Source organism: Rheinheimera soli (assembly GCF_021290985.1).
Lineage (GTDB): Bacteria > Pseudomonadota > Gammaproteobacteria > Enterobacterales > Alteromonadaceae > Pararheinheimera > Pararheinheimera soli.
Genome location: NZ_JAJOYU010000023.1, coordinates 18330 through 36904 on the forward strand (window position 1 = coordinate 18330; position 18575 = coordinate 36904).

The following is an 18575-nucleotide window of genomic DNA, read 5'->3' on the forward strand; positions in this document are numbered from 1 at the left end:
GCCTCTGTTACTTAAGGTGACTTAAGATTGCCGCGAAAATTGAATGGAGCTGCTTTTTTCCGTCCTTTCAGAGCCTGAAACTTCTGACAGGTCTTCCCGCTGTCTGGTGATCTTATCCAAAGCTTGCTGCCTGCTGATTTCTGATGGCTTAGTCAGCAGACTGACCACAAAGGCCAGACTCAAAGACACGGCCAAAGCAGGCAAACAGGGATTGCCCCAAAACGCCAGCCAGGAAGGGTGGTTTAAGATCACCACTGAAGTAAGCACAGCTCCAATTAAAGCAGCTAAAGCACCTTGCCAGCTCAGTCGCAACCAGAAACGTCCAAGCAACGCAATCACAAAGATGCCAGACATTAAAGTCGCAATCATGCCTGTGATATAACGAATTAAATCATTCGACATCAGCGCCAGCAGCAAGGCCAGCACAGACACCAGCATCACAGCGATACGGGAATACAGGATCGCTGATTCTGCTTGTGGCATACGCCCTGTGACCGTCTGATATAAATCACGGATCAATACAGAAACTGCGGCAATAGAGTCAGAACTGGCGGAAGATAAAGTGGCAGATAAACCAGCCAGCAGCACCAGCATGGCAAAGACTGCGGGTAAGGTCATCACAGCGACTGTGGTAAAAGCAAACTGATGATTGGATAAATCAGGCGCCAGCATTCGGGCAGAAATACCAATCAAAGCTGGCAGCGCAGCAAAAAGCAGATATAAAAAACCAGCAAAGACAAAAGAGCGCCGCACACTTTGCACACTGCGTCCTGAATAAATACGTTGCCGGAAAGAAGGCGTGGCCAGCACACCTACTGCTACTACAGCAGCTAACGAAATAGCAGGTAATAATTCCATTTGTTTCATCTGCCCTGTTTGCTGAGCAGCAATAACACTTTGCCAAACAGAGTCCAGGCCACCCACGGCCTCCACTGCAAAATAACTCATCAGCAAAAAGCCGCTGAACAGTACTATCGCCATCAGGCTGTCGGTCCAGATCACCGCCTTGTAGCCACCTATCATCACATAGAGAGTAAAAGCCACTGCAATTAATAACTTGGCATACAGCATCTCGATACCAGTGGCCCAGGATAAATACAAAGCGCCACCAATAATATGAGCGCCTAACCAGCCTAAAGAGGCCAGAAAAATCAGCACAGCGCTGCCATTTTTAACCCACAGATTGGCACCGACGTAATAACTCAGCTCTTCGCTCATCGTCATAAAACGCATTTGTCGCAGCGGCGCAAACCACCAGGCGGCCAATAAAATACCAATAGCCCCGCCTATGCCATACAACATGCCACTCCAGCCATGGGTATAAGCAAAACCCACTGCGCCCATACTGGTGCCAGTGCCAATCATAGTGGCGACAGTAGTACCGAAGGTCAGGCCACCCGAGACTTTGCGCCCAGCCAGTAAAAAGTCTTCGCTGCTCTGTTGGCGACGCGACACCAGATAACTAATGCCAATCATGATCAGCAGATACAAAGCAAATCCCGCTAAAAAATATCTGCTGTCCATTTCAGCTCCTGTCTTTGCGATAACAGGTTAAATCCACTTCCACTTTGCAATCGACCACTAAATCAGTCACAGCACAGACCCGTGCCGGGGGGGCATCAGCAAAAACCTCGCGGAACACCTGATTAAAGCTGCTGAAATAACGCGCATCAGTCAGATAGACTTTGACATGCACCACATCAGCAAGCTCATAACCTGCACTGTGCATAATGTCGATGCAGTTTTGGATAGCAAGTTTTGATTGCTCCACTATGCCACCTTCCACTACTTCACCATCTCGCATAGGAGTCTGGCCTGACACATACAACCAGCCGCCTGCTTCTACCGCTTTGGCAAAAGGTAAGCGCTGGCCTCCTGTGCCTGTGCTTTCGTCGATACCGTATCGCTTAATACTCATCTTTTCTCCTGCTGTTAATCCCGCTGTTAATCACCCAGAGGCTGACGCTCATCGCCACCCCGGCTGCTGTCGAGTGACAATTTCACCCGGCGTAATTTATCCCGGGATTTACGTTTGTTCAGCTTGGCTACTTCAGTGGCCAGCACATCAATAATGGCCAGCATGGCGTAACGTGAGGCTGATGGTTTATAGATAAAATCGGTTTCCGGCGCTTGTAATCCAAGCACAATGTCGGCGTTATTAGCCAGCGCAGAGCCGGGCTTAGTAATAGCTATCACTTTGGCGCCGTACTGGCGGGCAATAGCTGCTGAATCAATAATTTCCCCCGTGTTACCTGTCAGCGAAATAGCCACCATCACATCTGTTGGCTCCACTGCTGCAGCAACCATTCGGGTTAATAAACCATCCTGATAACTGCAAACCGGCATGCCAAAGCGGAATAAACGGTATTGCAACTCTTGTGAACCTATGGACGAGCCACCGCCCATACCAATACAAAAAATCATCCGGGCGTTTTGTAAATAATTGACCGCCAGTTTAATGTCCGCTTCTACCAGCAACTTACGGCTTAAATCCAGAGTGTTTTTAATGGCCTCATACACACCCTGAATACCATCCAGATCCGGGCTTTCCTCGACAAATCGTTGTCCTACGGCCAAAGACTGAGCTAATTTCACTTTGAGCTGCCGCACATCTTTGCAATCTACAGTGCGGGCAAAGCGGGTGACTGTGGCCTGACTAACCCCAGCCTGCTCAGATAACTTTGCAATACTCATTTCTGTAGCGGCTTTTACGTTATCCAGGATCAGCTGTGCCACCCGCTGTTCCGACTCACTCATTTCAACAAAACGCTCGGAGATCCGAGACAACACATCTATTTCGTAACTCATACGCTTATCCTAAAAACTCATACTGGAGATAGGTTACTATGTAACAAATGAAAAAGTAACACCAAGCCATCAACTGAAGTTACTTTGTACCAAATAAAATCGAAAGTAAATATCAATATGGCGCTATTACAGTAATTTACACCTGATGGTATAGTAAAAAACAAACATAACTCACAGGTAAATGTTATGAAGTACCAAAGTATAAAGCATAAATCAGCCAGTCCGTTGCCGCAATCAAGGGTTCTCAATCTGCTGCAACAGGATATTTGCCTGCCCGCTGCCGCGCTAAAACAGCAAGCTATTGTGCATAACCTGAACTGGATGCAAAGCTTTGCCAACCGAAGCAAAGTACTGCTGGCCCCTCATGGTAAAACCAGCATGACGCCCTGGTTATTTCAGCAGCAACTCGCTGCAGGTGCGTGGGGCTTAACAGTAGCTACAGCGTATCAGGCGCAAACAGCCGCCGATGCAGGAGCCCGCCATATTATTCTGGCCAATCAATTGGTGGGTAAAGCCAATATGGCGCTGATAGCAAAGCTGCTGCAAGACGGTACTGAAGTCTATGTTTGTGTTGATCATCAGGATCAGGTTCAGGCGCTGTCAGATTTTTTCCAGCCACTGCAGCTGAATATCGCTGTGTTGATTGAGCTTGGAGTAAACGGCGGACGTTGTGGTTGCCGTACTGAAACTGACGTCATGGCGTTAGCCCACCAAATCAACAGCCTGCCTGCTGTTCAACTGGCAGGAATTGAGTTTTACGAAGGTGTAGTCAAAGGGCCTGAACCAGAACAGAGTGTCAGGTATTTGGTCAGGCAAGCCGCAAGCCTGATGCAGCATTTCACAGATCTGCAACTGCTGCAGTACCCAACTCAATTAATCAGCGGTGCAGGCTCAGTCTGGTATGACGTGGTAGCAGAAGAGTTAAGCGCGGCGGCTTTGCCGGAGCGGGTCAAACTAGTGCTGCGGCCAGGTTGTTATATCAGTCACGACGAGGGTATTTATCAGCAAGCGCAAAAGCAGGTACTGGCACGCAGTGCTCTCGCTTGCTCGCTTGGGGACGATTTAGAAAATGCGTTGGAGCTTGCGGTTTATGTGCAATCCTTGCCAGAGCCTGGCCTTGCAGTTTTAGGTTTTGGTAAAAGAGACGCGGCTTTTGATGCAGGTTTACCTCAAGCCACGGCCTTATACCGGCATGGTGTGTTACTGACAGATCAGCTGCAAAATTGCGAAACCATCAAAGTGATGGATCAACATGCGTTTTGGTCTTATGACGAAAGGGTTCAACCACAGATTGGCGATATTGTGCTTCTGAGTACCTCACACCCCTGCTTAACTTTTGATAAATGGCGCACTTTATGGGTGGTGGACGAGAACTATAACTTGCTTGAAGAAGTGGATACGTTTTTTTAAAAGGGAGGAAAGAATTACGGGGTCAGAGCCAATTTGCTGCGCAAATGTGGAGCTGACCCCCTTTATTTTTAAGACAGGTATTAGATGGCGTTATCTGACAACACACCCGGCTTAAAGCTATCGACACTGATCGAGCTGAAACGTAATTCGTTCATGCGCACCAGTTCCTTGGCTTCATCTGCGTTAATCACATTCAGTTCCAGTGCTTTGGTGATCAGCTGCTCCATTGGAATTTTACGTGGCACAGAGCCTTGCTTTTGCGCAGCGTAAATCTTCTTCATGATAGGCTGAGCTTCATGCACTGCAATAAAAGCAGATTCCATTAAACCTGTTGGGTCTTCTTCACCTTCACCAATAAAACATAAGTGAGTTAAGCGGTCGCGAATCACACCTGGTTTTAACAGCGCATCAGAAATTTCCTGTGTCACTGCATCTGCTGGCATTTTGTAGCCAATACCAAAAGGGAATACCAGAGTTTTTAGTAAACGCGCGACCACAGCACTTGGGAAGTTCTGGAAGAAGCCCGAAAAGGCTTTACCAATTTCAAACAAGTTACGTTCGATGGAGTAACGCACGAAAGGTAAGTCTGCCACCTGACGGCCGTTGTCTTCATAAAACTTCAGTACAGCTGAGGCGATATATAAGTGGCTTAACACATCACCTAAACGGGCAGACAGCATTTCTTTACGTTTTAAATCACCACCTAACATCAACATAGAGAAGTCAGCGCTTAAGGCCAAAGCACGGCTCATACGGCTTAACTGCTTGTAGTATTTTGCAGTCTCACCAGACACAGGGCTTGAGTTAAAACGACCTAAAGTTAAACCCTGCCATAGCGCGCCGAAGGTATTACCTAAGGCAAAACCTATATGCTTGATCAGCAAGCTATCGAATTGCTGTAAACCCTCTTCAGCATTTGGATTGGCTGCGGCTTCTAATTCCTGCAGTACATATGGATGGCAACGGGTTGCACCTTGTCCAAAAATCATTAGGTTACGGGTTAAAATGTTAGCGCCTTCTACCGTAATAGATACCGGCATGCCCATATAACCGTGCGCCAGATAATTCTTTGGTCCCACCTGAATAGCGCGGCCAGAGTGAATATCAAAGGCATCGTTTAACAAAGTACGGGACATTTCTGTCATATGGTACTTGGCGATAGCAGTCACTACAGACGGACTCAGGTTTAAATCAATTGCGCCGGCCGTCATAACACGCATGGCTTCTAAGCTGTAAGTGTAAGCACCAATACGGCCCAAGCTTTCCTGCACCCCTTCAAACTTACCAATGGCCATACCAAACTGCTGACGCACGTAAGAGTAAGCGCCCGTCATACGGGTGGCTAAATGGCCTGTGGCTGTCGCCAGAGCTGGCAGGGAAATACCACGGCCTGCTGACAAACACTCCACCAGCATACGCCAGCCGCGACCCGCGTAATCCGGGCCACCAATGATCCAGTCAATAGGAATAAATACGTCTTTACCGTAAGTCGTACCATTCATAAAGGCCATATTCATTGGGAAATGACGATCACCAATTTCAACACCTTCATGACTGGTTGGGATCAGCGCACAAGTGATACCCAGTTCAATTTTTTCGCCTAACAGGTTTTCAGGGTCATACAGCTTAAAAGCCAGACCTAATACAGTCGCCACTGGTGCCAGCGTGATATAACGCTTATCCCAGTTCAGACGAATACCCAATACTTCTTTGCCTTCAAACTGGCCTTTGCAAATCACACCAGTATCCGGAATGCCACCAGCGTCAGAGCCAGCTTCCGGGCCTGTTAAGGCAAAACAAGGCACTTCTTTACCCGCAGCTAAGCCTGGTAACCAGCGGTCCTTTTGCTCTTGAGTACCGTAGTGCATTAAAAGCTCGCCCGGGCCTAAAGAGTTAGGCACCATCACAGTCACAGCAGCAGTTAAGCTGCGGGTGGCAATACGGGAGACAATAGTGGAGTTTGCAATGGCAGAGAATTCACGGCCACCGTAGCTTTTTGGAATAATCATCGCAAAAAAGCCGTTGTCCTTGATGTATTGCCAAACCTCAGGCGGTAAATCACGTTGTTCTTGTACAATTTTGTAGTCGTCCAGCATCTTCAGCAGGGTTTCTACTTCATTGTCCATAAAGGCCTGCTCTTGTGCAGACAATTGTGCTTTTGGAATAGCATGTAGCTTTTTCCAGTCCGGCTTACCTTGAAACAAGTCGCCATCCCACCATACATCCCCCGCTTCCATCGCTTCACGTTCAGTGTCAGACAGTGGCGGTAAAATTTTCTTAAAAATACCAAAGACTGGTTTGGTAATAAGGTTACGTCGAATGTCGGCTACACCTAGCACAACAATCAACACCACCAGCAGCAGGATCAAAATTGACATATAAAGGTCCTTTCCAAAAAGATTAGTGAGTTTGACCGGATAAAGTTAAAGGTGACGCAATACCAGCGGCTAAATAAGGAATAAGCCTGTGGATCACGCCTTCTATTTCTACATTTTCATTAAAATCTGCCGCTGCAATTTCCTGCAAAGCCTGGTTGGATGCCATGGTAAATACCACAGTGCCGAGGGAAAAATGCAAACGCCAGAAGATTTCACTGGCTGGTAAATCAGGGCAAGCCTGCTGCACCAGCAACACAAATTTATCCAGAGTACGGCCATAGTGATGATTAAAAAACCAACGCAAATGCCCCTGCACGTCGGTATAACCCCGGCCAAGCAGCTGCAAAAACATCCGGGTACCGTGATGCTGAACTTTATTTAGCTCCAGCAAAGGTTTGATAAAGACCGAAAGTACTGCTGTTAAATCATTTTGTTTCTGACACGCCAGTAACTGGCTGAACTCCTGGTCCAGTCGTGGCATCAGTACTGACAGATACCGCTGCAATACCGACTGGATCAGCTCTTTTTTTGAACCAAAATGATAATTCACCGCCGCCAGGTTCACTTGCGCCATACCGGTAATTTGCCGAAGTGAGGTATCAGCAAAACCGGTAGAGGCAAAAAGTTGCTCCGCGGCATCCAGAATTTTGTCCTGAGTTGTTGTTTTATTAACCATAGCCCTGACTAAATTAAAACACTTGTTTGAAATGTACGTTTGAAAAAAAACACTGTCAAGCCAGCAAGAGATAAAAAGCCGAATCTGGTCAGATGAGCAACAGAAATCACCTGAAAATTACAAGAGCCCAACATATTCACTACAAATTTAGCCCTTTATAGGTGCAAAAACTGTTGCTTACATATTGGTTAAAAAAAGCGCTTGACATCAATGACAGGATCAGACAATTTTGAGGCATTCAAAAACCACTCAATGAATAGGAGAGTAAAATGCAACGTTGTGCTGCAAACCCAAACAGCTACTACTGCTCTACCTATTACCTTTCCGAGTGGTTCAATAATTAGAACAACTTCTGCCATAGCCAGAAGTGTGTTCGTTTGGTTCCTGTTTTACAGCCATCACTAACACCCTACTTATTTGCATGCTGACAGCATTTTTCAGGCCTTGATCCGTCTGTTTTCTGCTGTCGCTGTCTGATTTGCTGCGCTTCTTGCTCTGGCACGCCCTTTTTTTGTCCGAAAAAAACAGATTGCCATCAGGCAACATCAACACCAGAGGAAGCAACATGTCACAACATAAAAAATGAAGCTCAGTAAAATTGGATTAGCAACCTTGTGTGCGCTGTTTGGCGTATCACAGGCGTATGCACAACAGGCTGAAGCAACAGAGCAAAATAACGAAGCAAACATAGAAAAAATTGAAGTTACAGGTTCACGCCTTAAAGGTGTGGACATGGAAGGCGCTAACCCGCTGCAAATATTCAGCCGGGATGATTTAGCAAAAAAAGGTTATGACAGTGTCAGCGCTTTTTTACGGGATTTACCTCAGGCATCAAGCGCTGGTACCTTCACTGAAAACGGTGGTGTTGCAGGCAATGACGGTACACCAGCAGGTGCTGCAGGTGTCAGTTTACGCGGCTTAGGCTCAAGCTCTACCTTGGTGTTGGTCAATGGCCGCCGTGTTGCTGTTGACTCCTTCACCAATGGTTTTGACTCTTTTGTGAACGTCAATGCCATTCCAATGTCAGCGCTGGAGCGGGTTGAAATTCTGACCGATGGTGCTTCATCAGTCTATGGCTCAGATGCCATAGCCGGTGTCATCAACTTTATTCTGCGTAAAGATTACGAAGGCCAGGAACTCACAGCATCATATGGCGATGACACCGCCAGCAGTGATTTCCGTAAATACAACCTGACCTATACAGGTGGTTTCAGCACAGCTAACAGCAATACCACAGTAGTGATCGACTACTTTGATAAGGACGCGCTGTTTAATGCAGACCGTCCTATCGACGTCACTTTTAAATCCAGTACCCGCGTCACCATAGACGGCAGCGATTACGCCGAGCCATGGTGTGGCACTGCCACCAGCAATGGCGGTACACGCTGTTCGTACGACTATGTCAACGAACGAGCTATCCAGCCGGACAGTAAATCTGTAGGCGCAACGCTGAATCACATTTACCGTTTAGGCAATGATCGGGAGTTTTTTGCTGAGGCTATGCTGCAACAAAATACCGGTTCAGCCTACGACTCAGCCGCAGCTTTTGACATCAGAGTAGCAGGTAACTCAGCTCTTGTGCCGCAATGGGCCAGAGATATAGACGCGCAAAATGGTGCAGTGAATCAAATCCGTATTCGCTCACGTTTTCCAGAGCGTCGCGTTCAGGATTACGACAGTAAAAGCTATCGCGTGTTAGCTGGTTTACGTGGAGAGCTTGGCGACTGGTCATGGGAAACCGCAGTAACTTACGGTAAAACAGACAATGAAATTACTCATGTTTCAGGTTATATGGGGATAGCTAAAGTTGATGCAGCCATACTCAATGGCAGCTTTAATCCCTTTAACTTAGGGCGTGATAACTCAGAGGCTGTGATTGCTGGTTTGCGTGAAATTGCGCCTCGTATTGGTGAATCTGATGTCTACTCAGTAGATTTCAACTTCGCAGGTACATTGTTTGAAGATATAAGTGCGGTATTTGGTGGTGAATTCCGCGGCGAAGAAATCTCTGACAATCCGGCAGAAGTGGCGCAAAACGGAGGCATCTTTGCATTAGGCGCTAGTGACGCCGCAGCGGATCGCACCCAATATGCGCTGTACAGTGAGTTTAATATTCCTTTAACTGAAAAACTGGACGCCATTGCAGCACTGCGATATGACCATTACAGCGATTTTGGTGGTGATGTAAATCCTAAGCTGTCATTACGTTACCGTGCCACTGAAGATTTAATTTTACGCAGCTCCTGGAGTACAGGTTTCCGCGCGCCTTCGTTGTCACAGTTAGGCGCTGGTACTTCGTTAATAGCAAACTATATCGACTGTGGTTCTGGTCAGCCATTTGATGCACTGTGCGGCGACTTTGGTGCTACTGCAGGTGAGCTGGAATTTGATCAGGAAACCTTAGGCAATAAAAATCTGGATGCAGAAAGCTCAGAAGCCATCAATATTGGCGCTTCCTGGAATCTGACCGACGATTTGCAGCTTACTATCGATTATTGGCATTACACCCATAAAGACATTGTGGATGTAGACGCCAATACCACCTTACGCGCCTGTATCGCAGGTTCTGCACCAGTGGTTGATGACGAAGCGGATCTGAATGGCGAATTTGGTTGTGTTGTTGATGCCGGTAACGATTTAACCTTTTTACGTACAGGCTTCTTTAACGTAGGTAGCCAAAAAACGGACGGTGTCGACTTTAAACTGAACTACAAACTGGCCACCAGCAATGCAGGTGATTTTAAATTCACTGTCGCCGGTACCCGCACTTTATCTTATGAGCGTCAGATCACGGCAGACAGTCCGGCTGAAGATTTGTTAGGCAAACTCAGCGGCGCTGCTGAAATAGCACGCCCTGAATTTGTCGCAGATGCAGGCACTGAATGGAGTTTAGGCAACTGGAATGCCAGCCTTGGCGCGCATTACATCAGTTCATTAGGGGACGGTGACTTTAAGTTTGACAATGAAACCGTCGACTCATGGCTGACGTACAATGCCAGCCTGGGTTATGACATTACCGACAATCAGAGTGTATTACTGAGTATCCGTAACCTGACAGACAAAGAGCCACCTTATGCCTCTTCACCTACCAATGGTTACGCCAGCTCAGTCCACGACTGGTTAGGCCGTCACTGGACTTTGCGTTACTCAGTGAAGTTTTAAGTTTTCTTCTACCTGGATGAAGTTAAGGGCCTGCGATGGTGCAGTGCCCTGTTTTTTTCCGGTCCTTTCTGACAGCAAGCCCCGGCTTGCTGTTTTTCTATCGCAAACTTTGGTGGAAAAGACTAAAGGCACTAGGTTTCACTATCAGCAATCAATATAATGAGAACTATTCCTATTACATCAATTAAGTGAATACATGATGGCCTTTCGTAGTGTTATTGCTTTGGTCAGCCTGCTGGCCTTACCTGCTGTCGCTTCAGATAAATTAATCCAATACATTGAATACATAGGTGCTGATTACAGTGCAGCTGTGGTGGATGGCAACATTGTCAGTGAGGCTGAATATGGTGAAATGCAGGAGTTTTCTTCGTTAATAGCCGAAGAAGTCTCCACAGCGCCAGCTGCTTTGCAGCAGCAATCAGCCCAATTAAAACAGCTGATCGCAGCTAAAGCGGCAGAAAAAGATATTCAGGCCTTAACCGCAACTATGCGTCAGGCTGTTATTGCCGCTATGCCTTCTATTCCGCTGCCAAAACAAAGCCCGGATCTAAAACGAGGGGCAGCTTTATTTACGACCAATTGCGCTGCTTGTCATGGTGCTACAGCTATGGGAGATGGCCCTGCCGGAGCACAGCTGGACCCTGCCCCAACCAACTTCCATGAAATGGAACGTTATCAGGCACGCAGCGCTTATGGTTTGTTTAATACGATAACCTTAGGTGTGGCCGACACCGGCATGGCGTCTTTTGCCCATTTAGATGAACAAAGCCGTTGGGATCTGGCCTTTTATGTCGGTCATATCGCCAGTAAAGATATAGACACCAGCAAAGTGCCAGATGCAATGATTGAAAGCGGTGCAGTAAAAGACTTATTAACTGCCACACCTAAAGATGTGATTCAGCTTTACCCTGACTTTGGCGAAGCCTTGATGAGTCTGTTCCGAAGTCATCCAGAACGTTTTTTCCAGGCCAAAAGTAAAGATCCATTAGTGATAGCTCAGCAAAAATTACAACTTTCTGCTGATTTGTATGCTCAAAACCCGCAAGCGGCTTACGATCAGGCGGTGTCGGCTTATCTGGATGGTTTTGAACTGGTAGAAAACCCCTTAGGCACAGTCAATGCCCCGCTTCGTGATCAGATAGAACACAGCATGATGGGTTTACGTCAGTTATTGAAAGATCCAATGCAAAAAGATGCGGTTGCGCCTCGTATCGCTGAAATTCAAAGCCTGTTAAAGCAAGCTCAGACTGAACTGTCGGAAACTCAATTAAGCGGCATTAATGTGTTTTTAGCAGCGCTGCTGATTTTATTACGTGAAGGTTTAGAGGCTTTATTGGTGGTGGCAGCTATTTACAGCGTAGCAGTAAAAACCGACAAACCCGTTTTGCGTCACACAGTGCATATTGGCTGGATGGGTGCTTTGGCCTTAGGTGTTGTCACCTGGTTTGTCTCAAGTTATGTCATTGATATCTCAGGTGCGTCCCGTGAGCTGACTGAAGGTTACACAGCACTGATTGCCGCCGCTATTTTGTTCTATATGGGATTCTGGATGCATAGCAAAACCAGCGCCAAAGAGTGGAGCCACTTTATTCAGAGCAAAGTACAAAACGCCGTATCAGGCGGCGCCTATTTTGGTTTAGGTCTGGTGGTGTTTTTAGCAGTATACCGTGAAGCTTTTGAAACTATTCTGTTTTATCAGGCCTTGTGGTTACAGGGCGGCGAACAGGCGCAGCAAAGCTTTATAGCTGGCATAGCTTCGGCTCTGGTGTTGTTAGCTATTGTAGGTGTTGCTGTATTTAAGTTCGCATTGAAATTACCACTGAAAACCTTCTTTGGAAGTACGGCACTGCTGATGCTGGTTCTGGCCATTGTTATGGCGGGTAAAGGCATAGCTGCTTTACAAGAAGCCGGTACTTTGTCGGTTAGTCAGTTGAACCTGCCAACCATCAGCTGGTTAGGTTTTTATCCTAATACTCAGGGTGTCATTCTACAGTCGGTTTTAGTACTGATTGCTTTGGTGTATCTGGTGCGCAGCCGCAAAGGTTAGGCTCAGGGGTCAGAGTCTTGACTCTGACCCCATAGTTTCAAAAGCTTTAGATAGTTTCGGCCTGTAGGTCAGAACCTGAGGTCTGACCCAACAATTGGCCCAGCAACTCACAGTCTGTTTTTTGCTGCTCTGCATAATCAATACAAGCCTGTACCAGTTCATCGGTAGCTTTGGGTAAATACTTCACTACGGCTTGCTCGAAGCGAAATGATCGTCTGTCGCCTCTGCTGTGTGATAAAGCCAAAGTACGGCCACAGGCCTCTGCATATTCGGCCAGTTCTTCGCCCGGAGCGTTTTCAGCAAAACATACATCTTCCGGGTCAACATCTACGTTAGCGTGATGCAGTGAGCGCACCAGATAATGAGCACCATTCCAATAATGTTCATCCAATACCAGGTCTGGACGACGCTGCATTAATCTCTGGCAGTCCACTGTTAAATGAGCGGCATTTAGCCGGTTAATAGGGCTTAAATTCGGGAAAAAATACAAAGGTGCAGAATCACGTTGTTGCTTGGCTTCAATCAGGTGACACAAAGCCAAATCTTCTTCTGAATGTATGTCTTTTGGCCCCACCAGCAAATAATAGCGCTGCATATTTAACGAACCTGTACCAGCGCCCTTGCGGGTGACAATATCTAAAATATCGTCGCTGACATAAGGCCGGAAAGTGAAATCCACCTCCTTGTACAACTCTTCACTTAAGCGGCTGAATTTCACAGGATCTTGTTTAAAGATCAGAGGGCGCGCTGATAAATCAGCCACCTTGGCAAGGGTGCTTTTGCGTAAAAAGTCTTCGCCTTTGGCAGAGCGTTTAATGGCTTTTTTCAGTACAGGTTTTAATACATGGTTTTTCGGAAAATCATCCAGCACTGAATATCGAAGCTCTGGCTCTTCTAAAATAGCCTGACATTGAGCGACATAAGCAGTTAAGAAACAGCGCACTGCGGCAATAGCGTCTTTTGCTGTTGCGACCTGCAACGCATCCAGTTCCAGCTCTTCTTCATTGGCATAACGTTGTTGTTTTACACCCTGACAATAATCCGCTGCCAATAAAATACTGACAGCAAAACGGCTCCAGTCCCATACCGCATGGCCAACACAAGCATCATCAAAATCATTGGGAGCAAATATCACTCTGTCACCGGACGACCCTTCTTCGGTAAAAAAGCCAAAGTTAGATAAATGACAATCCCCTATCACAGTCGTCAGCGGGATTTTTGTAGTGAGTAACGCAGGTAGTTTCAATACAGCGTTTTTGATATCCGCATAAAAAAGCCCTGAACTGCCGCGTAAAAACCGGAATGGGTTCAGCGCCATTTTCTGATGTTTAATCAGCAACGGATCCACGCCCGGAGCTACTGCATCTGTGCGTTTAAATTCTTGTTGTAACTGCTGAACACGTGATTCTTGTTGCATAACATCCCCAATACATTCTGACAACTGTTGATGGATACTACGCTAGCCGATACCAAAATCTTCAGCAGTTTTGTAACAAAGCACAACAACAGCGAGGTGGAGAGAGTCCATGAACCGTCATTGCGCCCGAAGCACAGCTATTTGCACTTAGTGGCCGTTTATCTCTCCAGCACTATACGATAACGGGCTTTGCCACTTTCCAAATGCGCTATAGCTTCGTTGATCTGATTAAACTTAAACGTCTCAACAACTGGCTTAATGTCATGTTGCACAGCAAAATCCAGCATTTTTTTAATAGTTGCAGGGCTGCCAACAGGCGAACCAGACACAGAACGCTGCGCCATAATCAGACTAAATACGTTCAGATCAAGCGGTTCCAGGGTGGCTCCAACAAAATGCAAACGGCCTTTAGGCTTAAGAGTGGACAGGTATAGGTTCCAGTCTAATTTCACATTCACCGTCGTTAAAATAAAGTCAAAACGCCCTGCAGCTGATGCTATTTCATCGGCATTTCTGGAATTAATGCAATGATGAGCACCTAACTCTTTGGCTTCGGCGGTTTTACTTTCGCTGGAGGTAAAAGCTGTGACTTCACAACCAAAAGCCCGCAAAAACTGCAGCGCTATATGGCCCAAACCACCAATACCTATCACTGCCACTTTGTCGGTGGCTTTGACATCAAACTGCAGCATAGGGTTAAACACCGTAATACCACCACAAAACAAAGGACCTGCGGTTTTTGCGTCCATACCTTCTGGCAAAGCCACAACGCTGGCAGCATTAGCCCGTACTTTATCGGCAAAACCACCGTGACGACCGACAATAGTGCCTTGGGCTGTTGCGCATAAATTGTGATCACCACTGCCACAACTGCTGCACACCTGACAATACCCCGAATGCCAGCCAAGCCCGACCACCTGCCCTGGTTTCAAATGACTGACATCGGCACCCACAGCGGCAATACGACCTACGACTTCATGACCAGCCACTAAGGGATAAGACGACATGCCCCACTCGTTATTGATCATCGATAAGTCGGAGTGGCAAATACCACAATAATCCACATCAATTTCAACGTCCTGTCGCCCTATAGGACCAGGCTCGAACTCAATAACAGCCAAAGGTGAATGAGGTTTTAACGCTGCATAGGCTTTGATCATAAGAACTCCTGTAAAAAGAAAGGTGAAGTTAAACAGCTACGCCAAGAGTATTGGTCAGGATCAACAAAGTTACAGTGCAGTTGACCGCATAATGCCAGCTGTTTAATCACTTTCTGCTGTTCTTGTTCCATTAGCCGAAGATAACGCCCTCTTGTTGAGCGTTTTTTATACAGCAAGCACTGTATCTTCCGGTCGATTCAGGTATAATCCGCGCACTTTTTTTCCGGCCCTTTTACTTTGCAGGATTTACATGACAGTCGAAACCTTTGACCCATCACAAACCACCACACTGGAAACACCAGTGAAAAGCCTGACGGCTCAGGCGCAAGCCAATGGCTCAGGCGCAAAAATCGGGTTTGTAAGTTTAGGTTGCCCAAAAAACCTGGTGGACTCAGAGCGCATTCTGACTCAGTTAAAAACTGAAGGTTATCAAATAGTTCCAAGCTATGACGATGCAGCTTTGGTGATTGTAAACACTTGTGGTTTTATCGACAGCGCAGTGCAGGAATCTTTAGATACCATAGGCGAAGCTTTGGCTGAAAACGGCAAAGTGATAGTCACAGGCTGTTTAGGTGCCCGTGAAGACGAAATCCGTGAAGTGCATCCAAATGTTTTAGGTATCACTGGCCCACATGCCTATGAAAACGTATTAAAGCAAGTACACGAGTTTGTGCCTAAGCCAAAATACGACCCTTTTATGCAATTAGTACCGGATCACGGCATTAAATTAACGCCTAAACATTACGCCTACTTAAAAATTTCTGAAGGCTGTAACCACCGTTGCACCTTCTGCATTATCCCTTCGATGCGTGGCGACTTAGTCAGCCGCCCTATTGGCGAAGTGCTGGATGAAGCGGCGCGTTTACAAAAAGCCGGCGTCAAAGAGCTGCTGATTATTTCTCAGGACACCAGCGCTTATGGTGTGGATGTGAAACACCGCACAGGTTTCTGGAATGGCCAACCTGTCAAAACCTCTATGCAGTCGTTGTGTGAAGCCTTAGCTGATTTAGGCATTTGGGTTCGCCTGCATTATGTCTACCCATACCCTCATGTGGATGATGTGATCCCATTAATGGCGCAAGGTAAGTTATTGCCGTACCTGGATATTCCATTCCAGCATGCCAGCCCGCGTATTTTAAAATTGATGAAACGCCCTGGTCAGTCTGACCGTGTATTAGAACGCATCAAAAAATGGCGTGAAATCTGCCCTGAACTGACTATTCGTTCTACCTTTATCGTCGGTTTCCCAGGCGAAACGGAAGAAGAATTCCAGGAATTATTAAACTGGTTAGAAGAAGCTCAGCTCGACCGCGTAGGCTGCTTTAAATACAGCCCGGTGGAAGGCGCAAAAGCCAACGACTTGCCGGATCAAATTGCGGAAGACGTAAAAGATGAGCGTTATCATCGTTTTATGGAAACTCAGCAGCGTATCAGCGCCGCCCGTTTACAGAGCAAAATTGGCCGTACTATCAAAGTGTTAATTGATGAAGTGGACGATGAAGGTGCCATTGGCCGCAGCTTCGCTGATGCTCCTGAAATTGACGGTGCTGTGTATTTGAATGGTGAAACTTCATTAAAGCCAGGCGATCTGGTGGATGTAGTGATTGAAGAAGCGGACGAATACGATTTATGGGGCAGCTTAGTCGAATAAGTGAGCTGAGTAAGTTGCAGCTATTGTTTCAGTAGATAAAAAAACGGCCTCCAGGCCGTTTTTTGTTGTGCTTTGGGTTAGCAAAAGCGATTAAGCACCATCAGAACCAAACACAATTCGGTTTCGTCCATCCGCTTTGGCCTGATACAAAGCGTCGTCGGCATCTTTTAGCAGTTCAGTCAGATCGCGCAGTGCATCCACACAGGTAGCTCCACCCACGCTGACCGTCAATTTGACCGGTCTGGCTTCTATTTCCCAGGCATGGTGAGCAATACGTTCACATAAACGCTGACCAATTAAAGCTGCTTGCTCAGCGCTGGTATTAGGCATCAGTACCGCAAATTCTTCACCGCCCAGCCGACCTATTAAATCAGAGGTTCGCAGCCCTACTTTGAGTAAATCAGCTACTTTTTTCAGCGCCATATCGCCAATTGCATGGCCCCATCTGTCGTTGATTAACTTAAAATGGTCCAGATCAATCATCAGCACCACCACACTGTGCTGTTGGCGTCTGCTGTTTAACAAGGTCTGATTGGCTCTTTTTAAAAACTCACGGCGGTTCAGTAATTGAGTTAAGTCATCCAGTTCGGTCAGTCGCAGCAACTGATTTTCGGTGTGCGAAAACGACAACAGTGGCAACATAAAACCTGTGCTGGTGGTTAACAAAACATGACCCAGCAATACCCACTGCAAGCTGGGTAAAGCTAAAGCTCTGTAGTCTTCACCAATCAGAGGTATCACCAAAAAGAACTGTAGCAACATCAAGGCTGCATGCAAAACAAAAAACAATTGCAGCACATACACAGGAAAAACCGGGGTTAAACGGGCTTTTCTCAGCAGCACAATGGCATAAATAAATACCACTGCAATGCTTAAAGAAGTTAACGCAGTTGAGGCATTATTTACCTGATACAACATACTTAAAGGCAACAGGTACAGAGCAAACAATAAAGCGGCTTGTTGTCTGGAACGTGCGCTCAACTGACCGCGTAAAAACAACACCAAACCTGTTACCACTAAAGCTGGTGACAATAACAGTAACAAATCTGCCAGCAGATAAGTCAGCAGCGGCTGGTCGATATAAGCTCTGGCACCAGCGGCACAACCCCCGGCAACAAAGACAAAACAAGCAATGGACCATACCAAAAAACTTTGATCATGGCGGCGTAGTACGTACACCATAGCCAGATAGCAGCCAATCATCAGATTGACCACTAAGGTTAACAGCATCAGCGTGGGTAAATGCAGTTCAAATCCATGAAAATTAATGACTAAGTACTCCGTCGTCTCAATATTTCGGCAGTATAGCCTCGGATGTTTCAGTTACACAAACAACTTACACTGCCAGTAACAAAGTTTAACTGCCTGGATTAAGTTGTATCTCCTCATCAATAGACAGCAATCGGGGGGCCGGCAATACCCCATCCAACTCAATCAGTCTTTCACTCAATTGCGCCACTCTTTGGGTTAAGCCAGCAATAATTTTGTCTTTAATGGCTGAGCGTACGCGGTCGGGCAAACGCTGAAAACTGTCCGTATCTATTTTCATCAGCACCATATCAGTTTCAGCAACCACTGTTGCGCTGCGCGGTTCATTACAAATAAAACCTACTTCACCAACAAACTGGCTAGGCAAGAGTTGTCCGATCTGGTGCTGCCGATGATACACCAGCGCTTGTCCGGACAAAATAATATAAAAAAATGGCTCGTAGCCCCCTTCTTTGATCAGCGCCTCCCCCTGACTACATACCTCAAAAGCTTTGGGCATAAGCAAAATAAGTTCTCTGTCGGCAGGCTGTAAATCTTTAAACAATGGGATCCTGGCCAGAATTTCCATTAACCGCAATTTATTGGTATAGCTCACGT

The 18575-nt window shown here is 46.6% G+C and carries 13 protein-coding genes; 4 read left to right on the top strand and 9 right to left on the bottom strand.

Features of this window, described 5'->3' with window-relative positions:
- Window positions 1-21: 21 nt before the first annotated feature.
- Genes LSG37_RS15075 through LSG37_RS15085 form a run of 3 tightly spaced genes read right to left on the bottom strand, consistent with a single transcriptional unit; the run spans window position 22 to window position 2808 of the window.
- Window positions 22-1524, bottom strand: a complete 1503-nt coding sequence (locus tag LSG37_RS15075; protein ID WP_233080678.1) for a sodium:solute symporter family protein — start codon at window positions 1522-1524, stop codon at window positions 22-24.
- A 1-nt stretch (window position 1525) separates the two neighbouring features.
- Window positions 1526-1918 carry a RidA family protein gene (locus tag LSG37_RS15080; protein ID WP_233080679.1) on the bottom strand — a complete coding sequence of 131 codons (393 nt, stop codon included), beginning with the start codon at window positions 1916-1918 and terminating at the stop codon, window positions 1526-1528.
- A gap of 26 nt (window positions 1919-1944) precedes the next feature.
- Window positions 1945-2808 (bottom strand): MurR/RpiR family transcriptional regulator, encoded by an 864-nt coding sequence (locus LSG37_RS15085; RefSeq protein ID WP_233080680.1) that lies wholly within the window; start codon window positions 2806-2808, stop codon window positions 1945-1947.
- A gap of 186 nt (window positions 2809-2994) precedes the next feature.
- Here LSG37_RS15085 and LSG37_RS15090 point away from each other — a divergent pair, with 186 nt between their 5' ends.
- Window positions 2995-4218, top strand: coding sequence for an amino acid deaminase (locus LSG37_RS15090; RefSeq protein WP_233080681.1), 1224 nt, complete (start codon window positions 2995-2997; stop codon window positions 4216-4218).
- Window positions 4219-4298: 80 nt separating this feature from the next.
- Here the strand turns inward: LSG37_RS15090 and LSG37_RS15095 are convergent, their stop codons facing one another.
- Complete coding sequence (locus LSG37_RS15095) at window positions 4299-6596, bottom strand: acyl-CoA dehydrogenase (protein ID WP_233080682.1); 2298 nt, start codon at window positions 6594-6596, stop codon at window positions 4299-4301.
- A 22-nt stretch (window positions 6597-6618) separates the two neighbouring features.
- Window positions 6619-7272, bottom strand: coding sequence for a TetR family transcriptional repressor PsrA (gene psrA / locus LSG37_RS15100; protein WP_008898770.1), 654 nt, complete (start codon window positions 7270-7272; stop codon window positions 6619-6621).
- Between the two features lie 582 nt (window positions 7273-7854).
- Between psrA and LSG37_RS15105 the strand changes: the two genes are divergently transcribed.
- Together LSG37_RS15105 and LSG37_RS15110 are read left to right on the top strand one after the other, a co-directional pair.
- On the top strand, window positions 7855-10434 hold the full coding sequence (locus tag LSG37_RS15105) for a TonB-dependent receptor plug domain-containing protein (protein WP_233080683.1): 2580 nt from the start codon (window positions 7855-7857) through the stop codon (window positions 10432-10434).
- Between the two features lie 196 nt (window positions 10435-10630).
- Window positions 10631-12481, top strand: a complete 1851-nt coding sequence (locus tag LSG37_RS15110) for an FTR1 family protein (protein WP_233080684.1) — start codon at window positions 10631-10633, stop codon at window positions 12479-12481.
- A 46-nt stretch (window positions 12482-12527) separates the two neighbouring features.
- Here the strand turns inward: LSG37_RS15110 and LSG37_RS15115 are convergent, their stop codons facing one another.
- Entirely contained in the window at window positions 12528-13898 is a 1371-nt protein-coding gene (locus tag LSG37_RS15115) for a DUF2252 family protein (protein ID WP_233080685.1), read from the bottom strand.
- 158 nt (window positions 13899-14056) lie between these two features.
- Entirely contained in the window at window positions 14057-15058 is a 1002-nt protein-coding gene (gene ahr / locus LSG37_RS15120; protein WP_233080686.1) for an NADPH-dependent aldehyde reductase Ahr, read from the bottom strand.
- Window positions 15059-15308: 250 nt separating this feature from the next.
- On the opposite strand from ahr, the gene rimO reads away from it, so the two are divergent.
- Window positions 15309-16709: a 30S ribosomal protein S12 methylthiotransferase RimO gene (gene rimO / locus LSG37_RS15125; RefSeq protein WP_233080687.1), complete on the top strand. Its 1401-nt coding sequence runs from the start codon at window positions 15309-15311 to the stop codon at window positions 16707-16709.
- Window positions 16710-16799: 90 nt separating this feature from the next.
- Here the strand turns inward: rimO and LSG37_RS15130 are convergent, their stop codons facing one another.
- Window positions 16800-17939 (bottom strand): GGDEF domain-containing protein, encoded by a 1140-nt coding sequence (locus tag LSG37_RS15130; protein ID WP_233080688.1) that lies wholly within the window; start codon window positions 17937-17939, stop codon window positions 16800-16802.
- A gap of 127 nt (window positions 17940-18066) precedes the next feature.
- A complete protein-coding gene (locus LSG37_RS15135) occupies window positions 18067-18573 on the bottom strand; it encodes a cyclic nucleotide-binding domain-containing protein (protein ID WP_233080689.1) in 507 nt (168 codons plus the stop codon).
- Window positions 18574-18575: the final 2 nt, after the last annotated feature.